Origin of the sequence: Pseudomonas sp. nanlin1, from assembly GCF_045571515.1 — a bacterium.
In the GTDB taxonomy this organism is placed as follows: domain Bacteria; phylum Pseudomonadota; class Gammaproteobacteria; order Pseudomonadales; family Pseudomonadaceae; genus Aquipseudomonas.
Genome location: NZ_CP124218.1, coordinates 3,074,360 through 3,086,816, shown reverse-complemented (window position 1 = coordinate 3,086,816; position 12,457 = coordinate 3,074,360). Strand labels below are relative to the sequence as shown.

Here is a 12,457-nt window from a genome sequence, read left to right as displayed (position 1 = left end):
CAAAACTCAAAAGTCTGCCAGTAAAGTCGATGCCTGGGCCATAGCCTTCCTGATGGTGTTGGTGTGTGTGGCCGTCACATATTGGTTTATTCACCCTTAATTATCATACCCAAGGTTGGGAGCCAGCCAGCGCTCGCTGACTTCCAACGCCTGGCCTTTGCGCTCGGTGTAGCTGAGCACCTGGTCTTTATCCACTTTGCCCACCGCAAAATACTGGGCCTGCGGGTGGGCGAAGTACCAGCCGCTGACGGCGGCGGCGGGGAACATGGCGTAGTGTTCGGTCAAGGTCACGCGGCTTTGGCCGTTGTGGTCGAGCAATTCGAACAAGGTGCCTTTTTCCGTGTGGTCAGGGCAGGCCGGGTAGCCGGGGGCAGGGCGGATACCTTTGTATTGCTCTTTGATCAGCGCATCGTTGTCCAGTTGTTCGCCTTGGTCATAGCCCCAGTGCTCTTTACGCACCTGCTGGTGCAGCCATTCCGCACACGCTTCAGCCAGGCGATCGGCCAGGGCCTTGACCATGATCGAGTTATAGTCGTCCCCGGCGTCCTGATAAGCCTTGGCCACTTCTTCGGCGCCGATCCCGGCGGTGGTGATAAACCCGCCTATATAGTCGGTGACGCCACTGGCCTTGGGCGCGACAAAGTCGGCGAGGCTGAAGTTGGGTTTGCCATCGGTCTTGAGCGTTTGCTGGCGTAGGTGGTGCAGCTTGGCCAGCGGCTGGCCGGCATCGTCGTACAGCTCGATGTCATCGTCCTGCACTTGGTTGGCTGGCCAAAAGCCAAACACGGCGCGGGCACTGATAAGTTTTTCGTCGATCAGCTTGCGCAGCATCTGCTGGGCATCGGCGAACAATGCGCTGGCCGCTTCGCCCACCACTTCGTCGGTGAGGATGCGCGGGTATTTGCCGGCCAGGTCCCAGGAAATAAAGAACGGCGTCCAGTCGATGTAATCGGCCAGCACCTGCAGGTCGATGTTCTCCAGCACGCGGGCACCGGTGAAGGTCGGTTTGACCGGGGTGTAGTTGGCCCAATCGAAGGTGGCCTTGGCGGCCACGGCCTTGGCGTAGGTCAAGCGCTCGGTGCGTGCACTGCGGTTGGCGGTGCGATCCCGCACCTCGATGTATTCCAGGCGGGTTCGTTCGACAAAGGCAGGCTTGAGTTCCTTGGACAGCAGTTGCGTGGCCACGCCAACGGCGCGCGAGGCATCGGTGACGTAGATTACCGCGTCGTTGCTGTACTTGGGCTCGATCTTCACCGCCGTGTGGGCTTTGGAGGTGGTCGCCCCGCCAATCATCAATGGCAGGTGGAAATCCTGACGTTGCATCTCGCGGGCCACATGGACCATTTCGTCGAGGGAAGGGGTGATCAAGCCGGATAACCCAATGATGTCGCACTTTTGCTCACGGGCCACCTGGAGGATTTTTTCTGCAGGGACCATCACGCCTAAGTCGACAATGTCGTAGCCATTACAGCCCAGCACCACGCCGACAATGTTCTTGCCGATGTCATGCACGTCGCCTTTGACCGTGGCCATCAGGATCTTGCCCTTGGCCTCGGGCTTGTCGCCTTTTTCTGCTTCGATGAAAGGGATCAAGTGGGCCACGGCCTGCTTCATCACCCGGGCGGATTTGACCACCTGGGGCAGAAACATTTTGCCCGAGCCAAACAGGTCGCCGACGATGTTCATGCCGGACATCAATGGCCCTTCGATCACCTCGATAGGGCGTTTGAACGACTGCCGCGACTCTTCGGTGTCCACCACGATATGGGTGGTGATGCCCTTGACCAGCGCGTGCTCTAGCCGCTGATTGACCGGCCAGTTGCGCCACTCTTCGGTTTCGGCTTCCTTGACGCTGCCGTCACCTTTGAATTTGTCGGCGATTGCCAGCAGGGCGTCGGTGCCTTCAGGGGTGCGATTAAGCACCACGTCCTCGACGCGGTCGCGCAACTCGGCAGGGATCTGGTCGTAGATTTCCAACTGACCGGCATTGACGATCCCCATGCTCAAACCGTTACGGATGGCGTAGAGCAGGAACACCGAGTGAATGGCTTCGCGCACCGGGTTGTTGCCCCGGAACGAGAACGATACGTTGGACACGCCACCGCTGGTCAATGCATACGGCAGCTCATCGCGGATATAAGCACAGGCGTTGATGAAGTCGACAGCGTAGTTGTTGTGTTCTTCGATGCCGGTGGCCACGGCGAAGATGTTCGGGTCGAAGATGATGTCTTCCGGGGGGAAGCCCACGTCGTTGACCAGAATGTCGTAGGAGCGCTTGCAGATTTCCTTTTTGCGCGCCTCGGTGTCGGCTTGGCCGTCCTCGTCGAACGCCATCACCACCACCGCGGCACCGTAGCGTTTGCACAGTTTGGCGTGATAAATAAACGCGTCGACGCCTTCCTTCATGCTGATGGAGTTGACGATGCCTTTGCCCTGGATGCATTTGAGGCCGGCTTCGATGACTTCCCATTTGGACGAGTCGATCATAATGGGCACACGGGAGATATCCGGCTCGCCGGCGATCAGATTGAGGAAGGTCACCATCGCCTTCTTCGAATCGAGCATGCCCTCGTCCATGTTGATGTCGATGACCTGGGCGCCTGCTTCCACTTGTTGCAGGGCCACTTCCAGGGCTTCGGTGTAGTTTTCCTCACGAATCAACCGTGCGAACCGCGCCGAGCCGGTGATGTTGGTGCGTTCGCCAACGTTGACGAATAGCGACTGGCGGTCGATGGTGAACGGCTCGAGGCCAGAAAGCCGGCACGCTTTGGGGATGTCGGGGATGACCCGCGGCGCATACCCGGCCACTGCCTGGGCGATTGCGCCAATGTGCGCCGGCGTGGTGCCGCAGCAGCCACCGACGATATTAAGAAAGCCGCTTTGGGCGAACTCCGCGATGATCTGTGCGGTTTGCTCCGGCAGCTCATCGTATTCGCCGAAGGCATTGGGCAGGCCCGCGTTGGGGTGGGCCGACACGTAGGTCCCGGCCTTGCTCGACAGTTCCTGCAGGTACGGGCGCAGTTCGCTGGCGCCCAGTGCGCAGTTGAGGCCGACGGAAAGGGGCTTGGCATGGCTCACCGAGTTCCAGAAAGCCTCGGTGGTCTGCCCGGAGAGGGTGCGGCCCGAGGCGTCGGTGATGGTGCCGGAGATCATGATAGGTAGCTCCACCCCCAGTTCTTCGTAGACCCCTTGCACCGCGAAAATCGCCGCCTTGGCATTGAGCGTGTCGAAAATGGTCTCGATGAGGATCAAGTCCGCCCCGCCTTCGATCAGGCCTCGGGTCGCTTCGCTGTAGTTCTCCACCAGTTCATCAAAGGTGACGTTGCGATAGCCAGGGTTGTTGACGTCCGGCGACAGCGAGCAGGTGCGGCTGGTCGGGCCCAGTACACCGGCGACGAAACGCGGTTTGTCTGGCGTTTCCAGGGTTTTCGCGTCCGCCACCTGGCGGGCGACCCGCGCGCCCTCGACGTTCAGTTCGTAGACCAACGCTTCCATGCCGTAATCGGCCTGGGACACTTGGGTGGCATTAAAAGTGTTGGTTTCGAGGATATCGGCGCCGGCGTCCAGGTAGGCCTTTTCGATGGCGGCGATGATGTCGGGGCGGCTGAGCAGCAGCAGGTCGTTGTTGCCTTTGACGTCGCTGGGCCAATCGGCGAAGCGCTCACCACGGTAGTCCTGTTCCTCCAGGCGGTAGCTCTGGATCATCGTACCCATGCCGCCGTCGAGGATCAGGATGCGCTCTTTGAGAGCTTGCTGGAGGGCCTGGAGGCGGGCGCTGCGGTCGGACATGGGAACCACTCTAGAGAAAATTGCCGATGGAAAGCTGTGACAGAGCCGCGAATCATAACAAACCTGCGGGTCGCTGGAGGGTGGCAAGGTTCTAGATGAATTTCATTCATGTTGGCCACACCTTGATTATGCTCAGTCGCCGTGCCGGCCGCGCATCGTCCGATGGTCAGGCGGGCGGTGAAAATTTCGCGACCTTTCTCGCTTTTTTGTAGTCCCACTGTCAAAGCGCCCCAAAATGAGGCGTGAAATGTGGGTTTGTAAACAGGCGGTAGGCAATGTTGATTTCGCTTCAAGCCTTAAGGGCGCTGGCTGCATGGATGGTGGTATGCCACCACTTTATGCAGATATTTTTTGACTTTCACGCCAGCGGTCCCATTGGCCAGTTTTTTACTGACCGCGGGGCGGTAGGGGTAGACCTGTTTTTTGTGATCAGCGGCCTGGTGATTTTTCTCTCGACCCAAGACAAAGACATGCCAGCCGGGCGCTTTCTGCTTAACCGCGCCATTCGTATCATCCCGGCCTATTGGCTGTACACGGTGTTAATGGGCTTAATGCTGGTGGGCATGGGCGATTGGCTGCCGCATTCTGCTATCGATCTGCCGCATTTCGTCCTCTCCTTGCTGTTCATTCCCTCGGAGAACCCTGGCGGCTACGGGCTTTACCCCACGCTGAATGTGGGCTGGACGCTCAATTATGAAATGTTCTTTTACCTGCTGTTCTCACTGGTGTTTACGGTACCCCAGCGCTACCGGCCGTTGATCGTGGCAGCAGCGCTGTTTGCCGTTAGTCAGGTATTGGGCCAGTACGGCGGCGCCAGCCGTTTTTACCAGAACAACATCATTTATGAATTCTTGCTCGGTATCGGCATTGGCGTGCTCTATCGCCGAGGCTTGATCAAGCAGGCATTGTGGGTGCCGTTGCTGGTGGTAGGGGTTTGCGCCGTGGTGATCTACTACCTGCCGCCCAGCAACCGCTTGCTTAACTGGGGCGTGCCCAGCGCAATGATCGTGCTGGCCTGTGTGGCAATGGAACCATGGTTTAAAGGCAGCCGCTGGTTGAAATCGTTAGGCGACTGTTCTTATTCGGTTTATCTGGTGCATGTATTGGTTTTGTATGGCGGCTGGCTGGCCAGCCAGCGCTGGCAACTCAACCCCTATGCGGTCTTCGCGGTATGCGTCCCATTGATCGCGGCCATTTCGTGGTGCAGTTACGTGTGGATCGAGAAGCGTCTGTATCAGCGGGTCAAGGCGTGGACCGATGCTCGCCTGGCGCGGCCCGCCAGCACGCCGATTGCCTGAGCAAAATACTAGGACTTTGTCAGGCGGCCCGCTTTGGCGTAAACTGCCGACAAGTCTGTGAGGAACCAAAATGAGCGCCATAACCATTACCGACGCCGCCCACGATTACCTGGCCGATCTGCTGAGTAAGCAGAACACCCCCGGTATCGGCATCCGCGTATTCATCACCCAGCCAGGTACCCAGTACGCCGAGACGTGCATTGCCTATTGCAAACCGGGTGAAGAAAAACCTGAAGACACCGCGCTAGGGCTCAAGAGCTTTACCGCCTGGATCGACTCGGTCAGTGAGGCCTTCCTCGACGACGCCGTGGTCGACTACGCCACCGACCGCATGGGCGGCCAGTTGACCATCAAAGCGCCTAACGCCAAGGTGCCGATGGTCAATGCCGATAGCCCGGTCAACGAACGCATCAATTATTACCTGCAAACCGAAATCAACCCAGGTTTGGCCAGCCATGGCGGCCAGGTCAGTTTGATCGATGTGGTGGACGACGGCATCGCCGTGTTGCAATTCGGTGGCGGCTGCCAGGGTTGCGGTCAGGCTGACGTGACACTGCGCGAGGGCATCGAGCGCACCCTGTTGGAACGAATTCCCGAGCTCAAGGGCGTGCGCGACGTTACCGACCATACACAGAAAGAAAACGCTTACTACTGAAGGCGTGGGGCCGGGCAGCGCGCTGTCAGGCCCCTTCTTAGTTTCAGTGCTATCAAGACGCCTTGGGCAAACGCCGAGGCCGGCGCAACAACTCCCCGCTGCAATTCGGGCATTTGCCCTGCAAGGTCTCGCTGGTGCAGGTCGCACAGAACGTGCACTCGTAAGAACAGATAAACGCTCGCTCACTGTCAGCAGGTAAAGCCTCGCTGCAGCGTTCACAGGTAGGGCGCAGTTCCAGCATCTCGATATCCTTTTATTCAGAGCGATATAAATGGGCATGCCCGGCGCGGTACAGCGCCGATTCGGCAAATTGGTCATTGCCCAACACCCGGCCTACCAGGATCAACGCCGTGCGGCGAAACCCCTTGGCCTCGACCTTTTCCACGATATCGCACAACGCCCCAGTTACCCAGTCCTGATCCGGCCAGCTGGCCCGGTGTACTACCGCGATCGGGCAGTCGGCGCCGTAGTGCGGGGTCAATTGTGTGACGATCTTGGCCAGGTGCTGCACGCCCAGGTGAATGGCCAGCGTCGCCCGATGGCTGGCCAGGCTGGCCAGGTCTTCCCCCAGCGGCATTGGCGACTTGTCGGCATAGCGGGTCAGGATCAGCGTTTGCGATATTTCCGGCAGGGTCAGCTCGGCCCCCAGCAACGCCGCGCAGGCGGCCGTGGCGGTCACACCGGGAATGATCTCGAAGGGAATACCCAGCTCGCGCAGGTGGCGGATTTGCTCGCCAATGGCGCCGTACAAAGATGGATCACCAGAATGCACGCGGGCAACGTCTTGGCCTTTGGCATGGGCGCTGGCCATTAGTGTGATGATCTGTTGCAGGTGCAGTTCGGCGCTGTTGATCACCGACTCGGCCTGGTGCCCTTGAAGAATCGCAGGCGGTACCAGGGAGCCGGCGTAAATAATCACCGGGCATTGGCGAATCAGGCGCTGGCCTTTGACGGTGATCAGGTCAGGGTCGCCGGGGCCGGCACCGATGAAATAGACGGTCATGAGGAATCCTGGAAAGAGTCAGCGGGGCAGTTTAACCGTCACGCGCGCAATCGCCACCGTTGCGCGTGCGATGGCGCGCCGCGGTACGATCAACTGCGCGGGTGCCGAGCCCAACTGTTCGGCCAGAGCCAGGGCACTACTTTCAGCGACCCCGGCAGAGCCGGTAATGGCCTGTGCCAAGGCGGATACGTGGGTCAGTTGCGCTGTGTAACCACTTAAGTGCGGCGCATCGAAAAAATACAACCCCACACCCAAGGCCTCCGCCAGGCGGTGCAAGCCGGCTTCCTTGCGCTTGTACTCGACACTGGCGATGGCCTGCAACTGATCCAGCTGCAGGCCGTTTTCGGCCAGGCTGCGCAGTAACAGTTCGCGCAACTGCTGCCATGGGCAGCCGTGCCCGCAACCAAAACCGGCAGCCAGTGCGGTCTGGCCAGTAACGCTGGTGGGCATGGATGTGTCCTCGGCTATTTAAGGGTAACGGGCACCCAAACGTTGGGCCGCAGCAGACCACGGCGCAGGGCGGTGGGTCAATTGCAGCGGCACGATTGACCTGGCCCGGCCCACTGCGTAGCCTTGCAGGTTCGAGGTTCCGAGGCACACGCCTGGGCTAAGATGGGAACGCGGTAGATGCCGCGGCTGCCCCCGCAACTGTAAGCGGTGAAGGGCTAGGCGAGACCACTGCGAATCGACGCGGGAAGGTGCCTGGCATCAGGTTCTGCAGCGTTTGCAGGGCGCTACCGCGAGCCAGGAGACCTGCCTCGAACGTGCTTCCTCATATTCAACCGGGCGGGGTGATCCGGTGGCGAATTCTACCGTGGGCCTGGCGCCTGCGGTTTTCGTCGCGCATGCCCGCCACTTTGCCAAGGGCACCCGATGAAAACATTGGCCAAACTTCCCGTCACCATCGTTACCGGCTTTCTCGGTTCGGGCAAAACCACCTTGCTGCGGCACATGCTCGACAACGCCCAGGGCCGCCGTATCGCCGTTATCGTCAATGAGTTCGGCGAGCTGGGTATCGACGGGGAGATTCTCAAGCAGTGCAGCATCGGCTGCAGCGAAGAAGAGGCCCAGGGCCGTGTGTATGAACTGGCCAACGGTTGCCTCTGCTGCACCGTTCAGGAAGAGTTTTTCCCGGTGATGCGCGAGCTGGTTGCCCGCCGTGGCGACCTCGATCATATCCTCATCGAAACCAGTGGCCTGGCACTGCCCAAGCCGCTTGTGCAAGCGTTCCAATGGCCGGAAATTCGCAACGCCTGCACGGTGGACGCGGTGATCACCGTGGTCGACAGCCCAGCAGTGGCGGCCGGCACGTTTGCCGCCTACCCCGATCAGGTGGACGCCCAGCGCAAGCTCGACCCCAACCTTGACCACGAATCGCCGCTGCACGAGCTGTTCGCCGACCAGTTGGCCAGTGCCGACCTGGTGATTCTCAATAAAGCCGACCTACTGGCCCCAGAAGCCCTGGCCGGTGTGCGCGCGCAGGTGGCCGAAGAGCTGCCGCCGGCGGTCAAAGTGGTCGAGGCCAGCAGTGCCCGTCTGCCGCTGGAGGTGCTACTGGGCCTTGGCGCTGAGTCGGAGCAACATATCGATGGGCGCAAGACCCACCATGATCACCACGAAGGTGACGAGCATGACGACCACGACCACGATGCCTTCGACTCCATCTCCCTGGAACTGCCGGCGGCCGAAGAACGGCTGCTGCTCGATGCGCTGACGCAATTGGTGGTGCGCCACGGCATTTTGCGGGTTAAAGGGTTCGCCGCGATTCCTGGCAAACCTATGCGTTTGCTTATCCAGGGGGTGGGGACGCGGTTTGACAAACACTTCGACCGCGCCTGGAGCACCGACGAGCCGCGCAGCACTCGCCTGGTACTGATCGGCCAGGGCCTCGACGCCCAGTTGCTCGAAGCGCAACTGCGCCAAGCCCTGGCGGCCTGACCCATGCACCTGCTGCGTACCCAGCCCGGCGGTTTTGTCCCCGACGACAGCATCGCCGACCTGGGCCAGACACCGGCCGAGCTGGTGATCCTGTGCAGCGGCGATTCGCATCTGGCGCTGCTGGCCGAGGCGGCTCAGCACCTGCCAGCGGACTTCCCCAGCCTGCGCCTGGCCAACCCAATGCAGGTGCAGAATCACGCCTCAGTCGACCTGTACGTCGACGAGGTGCTGCGCCACGCTAAGGTCATTCTGATTTCTCTACACGGTGGTATCGGTTACTGGCGCTACGGTGTCGAACGCTTGGTCGAGCTGGCCGAGCGGGGCGTGCGCCTGATCATGGTGCCGGGTGACGACCGCGCCGACCCCGAGCTCAGTGGTCTGAGTACCGAACAGCCCGAGGCGGTCGAGCGCCTTTGGCATTTTTTGCGCCAGGGCGGGATGGGCAATGCGCGTTCGCTGCTGCATTGCCTGGCTAGCACCTGGCTGGGCCGCGATTACCCCTGGATTGAACCCCAGAGCCTGCCGCGCACGGCCATCTATCATCCGCAGCACGACCAGCCGAACCTGGACCACTGGCGCGCCGATTGGGTGGCTGAGCAGGCGGTGGCGCCGGTGTTGTTCTATCGCTCGCACTTGCAGGCGGCCAACACCGGCTTTATTGATATCTTCTGCCAGCGCCTGCTCAGTGCTGGCTTGAACCCGCTGCCGATCGCCGTCGCCAGCCTGAAAGACCCCGCCTGCTTGGCCCAAGTCCAAGACTGGCTGGATGAAGTCGACGCGGCGGTTATTCTAAACACCACCGGCTTTGCCCAATCCAGCCCTGAAGCGCCCCATGTAAGGCCCTTTCGCCGGGACATTCCGGTGATCCAGGCGATCTGTGCCCAGGACAACCTCGACGGTTGGCGCGACAGTGCCCAGGGGCTGGGCGCGCGCGACCTGGCCATGCACATCGCTCTGCCGGAACTGGACGGGCGCATTATCAGCCGCGCCATCAGCTTCAAAGACTTGGCCTGGCGCAGCGAGCGCAGCCAGTCAGACGTCGTCTGCTACCGCGCGCATCCCGAACGTATGGACTTTGTCGCCCAGTTAGCCCGGCGCTGGAGCGCCTTGGCCCGGCGCCCGGCCGCCGATAAGCGGGTGGCCCTGGTGCTGGCCAATTACCCGACCCGCGACGGTCGAATCGGCAACGGCGTGGGCCTGGATACTCCGGCGGCGGCGCTGAATATCCTCACCGCCATGCAGGCCGAAGGCTACCCGGTGGCCGATCTGCCGGACACGGGCACGGCCCTGATCCAACAACTGTTGGGCGGCGTGACCAACGACCTGGAACGCCTCGATCAACGCCCTTGCGCCCAGAGCATGGCCATGGACGCTTACCTCGACGCCTTTGCCCAGCTGCCTGAAGCCAATCAACACGCCGTGCGCGAGCGCTGGGGCGAGCCGCAACAAGACCCGATGTGCCGAGACGGGCGGATGATGGTCGCCGGCCTGCGTTTTGGCCTGACCTTCGTGGGTATCCAGCCGGCACGGGGCTATCAGCTGGATGTCAGCGCGGTCTACCACGACCCCGACCTGGTGCCGCCCCACGGTTACCTGGCCTTCTATTTCTGGCTGCGCCACGCCTATGGCGCCGACGCCCTGGTGCACGTGGGCAAGCACGGCAACCTGGAGTGGCTACCGGGCAAAGGCGTCGGCCTGGCCGACACCTGCTGGCCCGACGCCCTGTTAGGGCCCATGCCGAATATTTACCCGTTTATCGTCAACGACCCCGGGGAGGGCGCCCAGGCCAAGCGCCGAACCCAGGCGGTGATCATCGACCACTTGATGCCGCCCCTGACCCGCGCCGAAACCTATGGCCCGCTGCGTGACTTGGAGCTGCTCGCCGACGAGTACTACGAGGCGCAGTTGCTTGACCCGCGGCGTGCCCGCGAGCTGGAAAACGACATCTTCAAACTGGTGCGTAGCACCCGTATCGACCAGGAACTCAAGCTCGATGGCGACCCCGATGCTGCTGTCTGGTTGCCGCGCCTGGATACCTACCTGTGTGACCTGAAAGAGTCACAGATCCGTGACGGCCTGCATGTGTTTGGCGAATCTCCCCAGGGGCGCCTGCGCATCGATACGCTGCTGGCCTTGCTGCGCATCCCCCGGGGCGATGGCCGGGGCGCCCAGGGCAGTTTGTTGCGAGCCCTGAGTTCGGCGTTCCAGTTGGGTTTCGACCCACTGGACTGTAACCTCGGTGAACCCTGGGCCGGGCCCCGGCCAGCGGCGCTGCTGGGGCTCAGCGAAGCGCCCTGGCGCACGGCCGGGGATGCCCGCGAGCGCCTTGAAGGGTTCGCCAGCCAATGGATCGAGCAAGCGCTGAGCGGCACTTTGTGCATGCCCGCCGATGAACCCTGGGCGCCGTTACACGCCATGGCTGAACAATTACGCGATGTCGTCGCGCCGCGCCTGGACGCCTGCGGCCCGGCGGAGATCCAAGGCCTGCTGGCGGCCCTGGGTGGTCGCTTTGTCCCGGCTGGGCCAAGCGGGGCGCCCAGCCGTGGCCGCCTGGACGTGCTGCCCACCGGGCGCAATTTTTTCTCGGTGGACGTGCGTAACCTGCCCACCACCACGGCCTGGCGTATTGGTTTTGCCTCGGCCAACCTGATCCTCGAGCGCCACCTGCAAGACCACGGCGACCATTTGCGCCAGCTTGGCCTGTCGGTGTGGGGCACGGCCACCATGCGTACGGGCGGTGACGATATCGCCCAGGCCATGGCGCTGATGGGGGTGCGGCCAGTGTGGGCCACCGGCAGCCAGCGCGTCGACGATTTTGAAATACTGCCCTTGAGCCTACTCGACCGACCACGGGTGGATGTCACCCTGCGGGTCTCGGGTTTCTTCCGCGACGCCTTCGGTAACCTGATGCGCCTGTTCGACGCCGCCGTGCAGGCCGTGGCCGGGCTCGACGAGCCCGACGACATGAACCCCTTAGCGGCCAAGGTACGTGCCGAGCGCGCGGAACTCAGCGCGGCCGGTGCCAGTGCCGAAGAAGCCGCGCGCCAGGCCGGTTGGCGGGTCTTTGGGGCCAAGCCGGGCGCCTATGGCGCCGGGGTACAGGGGGCCATCGACGGCCGTCTGTGGCAAAGCCGCGAAGACTTGGCCGAGGTCTACCTCAACTGGGGCAGCTACGCTTATGGCGCCCAGGATGAAGGCACGCCGGCACGCTCGCGGTTTAGTCAGCGGCTGGGGCAGATGCAGGCGGTGGTGCAAAACCAAGACAACCGCGAACACGATCTGCTCGATTCCAACGATTACTACCAGTTCCAGGGCGGTATGCTCGCGGCGGTGGAAACCCTGGGCGGTGCGCCCGCCGCCAGTTACCACGGCGACCATAGCCAGCCCGATGTGCCGCGAGTGCGCACTTTGAAGGAAGAGCTCAACCGCGTGGTGCGCGCCCGTGCGGCAAACCCCAAGTGGATCGATGGGGTCAAGCGTCACGGTTACAAAGGCGCGTTCGAAATGGCCGCCACGGTCGATAACCTGTTCGCCTTCGACGCCACGACCCATCTGATCGATGACCACCAGTACGCGTTGCTGGCCGACGCCTATGTGCTGGACGCCGACACCCGAGCGTTCCTGCAACAACACAACCCGGATGCCTTGCGCGATATCACCGAACGTTTGCTTGAAGCCCAACAGCGCGGCCTCTGGGCCGAGCCGGGGGCCTATCAACAGGCCCTCGAAGACCTTTTGCTGGACAGCGAAGAAGATGCCTGACGAGAGCCGAAC

Annotated in this window: 8 protein-coding genes and 1 riboswitch; of the genes, 4 read left to right on the top strand and 4 right to left on the bottom strand. The window is 61.8% G+C overall.

The annotated features are described in order from the left end of the window. Window positions 1–96: 96 nt before the first annotated feature. Window positions 97–3,789, bottom strand: a complete 3,693-nt coding sequence (gene metH / locus QCL65_RS14300) for a methionine synthase (protein WP_407309675.1) — start codon at window positions 3,787–3,789, stop codon at window positions 97–99. A 275-nt stretch (window positions 3,790–4,064) separates the two neighbouring features. Here metH and QCL65_RS14295 point away from each other — a divergent pair, with 275 nt between their 5' ends. Beyond that, a complete protein-coding gene (locus tag QCL65_RS14295) occupies window positions 4,065–5,087 on the top strand; it encodes an acyltransferase family protein (protein WP_407309673.1) in 1,023 nt (340 codons plus the stop codon). Between the two features lie 70 nt (window positions 5,088–5,157). Beyond that, window positions 5,158–5,742, top strand: coding sequence for a Fe-S biogenesis protein NfuA (nfuA, locus tag QCL65_RS14290; RefSeq protein WP_407309671.1), 585 nt, complete (start codon window positions 5,158–5,160; stop codon window positions 5,740–5,742). Between the two features lie 52 nt (window positions 5,743–5,794). On the opposite strand, the gene QCL65_RS14285 is transcribed toward nfuA, so the two are convergent. From QCL65_RS14285 to QCL65_RS14275, 3 genes are read right to left on the bottom strand one after another with little or no spacing between them, the layout of a single operon-like run. Next, a complete protein-coding gene (locus QCL65_RS14285) occupies window positions 5,795–5,983 on the bottom strand; it encodes a DUF1272 domain-containing protein (RefSeq protein WP_407309669.1) in 189 nt (62 codons plus the stop codon). 12 nt (window positions 5,984–5,995) lie between these two features. Next, window positions 5,996–6,745: a precorrin-4 C(11)-methyltransferase gene (gene cobM, locus QCL65_RS14280; protein ID WP_407309667.1), complete on the bottom strand. Its 750-nt coding sequence runs from the start codon at window positions 6,743–6,745 to the stop codon at window positions 5,996–5,998. 18 nt (window positions 6,746–6,763) lie between these two features. Further along, on the bottom strand, window positions 6,764–7,195 hold the full coding sequence (locus QCL65_RS14275) for a cobalamin biosynthesis protein (protein ID WP_407309665.1): 432 nt from the start codon (window positions 7,193–7,195) through the stop codon (window positions 6,764–6,766). Between the two features lie 117 nt (window positions 7,196–7,312). Further along, window positions 7,313–7,521, top strand: a riboswitch (cobalamin riboswitch). A 97-nt stretch (window positions 7,522–7,618) separates the two neighbouring features. Here QCL65_RS14275 and cobW point away from each other — a divergent pair. Next, a complete protein-coding gene (gene cobW, locus QCL65_RS14270; RefSeq protein ID WP_407309663.1) occupies window positions 7,619–8,683 on the top strand; it encodes a cobalamin biosynthesis protein CobW in 1,065 nt (354 codons plus the stop codon). A gap of 3 nt (window positions 8,684–8,686) precedes the next feature. Beyond that, the gene (cobN, locus tag QCL65_RS14265) at window positions 8,687–12,445 is read left to right on the top strand and encodes a cobaltochelatase subunit CobN (RefSeq protein WP_407309661.1); all 3,759 of its coding nucleotides are present in this window, start codon (window positions 8,687–8,689) and stop codon (window positions 12,443–12,445) included. Window positions 12,446–12,457 lie beyond the last annotated feature (12 nt).

What these genes read in the sequence shown, in the direction of transcription:
- metH (WP_407309675.1), bottom strand. Translation starts at nt 3,789, where the DNA reads ATGTCCGACCGCAGCGCCCGCCTCCAGGCCCTCCAGCAAGCTCTCAAA.
- QCL65_RS14295 (WP_407309673.1), top strand. Translation starts at nt 4,065, where the DNA reads ATGTTGATTTCGCTTCAAGCCTTAAGGGCGCTGGCTGCATGGATGGTG.
- nfuA (WP_407309671.1), top strand. Translation starts at nt 5,158, where the DNA reads ATGAGCGCCATAACCATTACCGACGCCGCCCACGATTACCTGGCCGAT.
- QCL65_RS14285 (WP_407309669.1), bottom strand. Translation starts at nt 5,983, where the DNA reads ATGCTGGAACTGCGCCCTACCTGTGAACGCTGCAGCGAGGCTTTACCT.
- cobM (WP_407309667.1), bottom strand. Translation starts at nt 6,745, where the DNA reads ATGACCGTCTATTTCATCGGTGCCGGCCCCGGCGACCCTGACCTGATC.
- QCL65_RS14275 (WP_407309665.1), bottom strand. Translation starts at nt 7,195, where the DNA reads ATGCCCACCAGCGTTACTGGCCAGACCGCACTGGCTGCCGGTTTTGGT.
- cobW (WP_407309663.1), top strand. Translation starts at nt 7,619, where the DNA reads ATGAAAACATTGGCCAAACTTCCCGTCACCATCGTTACCGGCTTTCTC.
- cobN (WP_407309661.1), top strand. Translation starts at nt 8,687, where the DNA reads ATGCACCTGCTGCGTACCCAGCCCGGCGGTTTTGTCCCCGACGACAGC.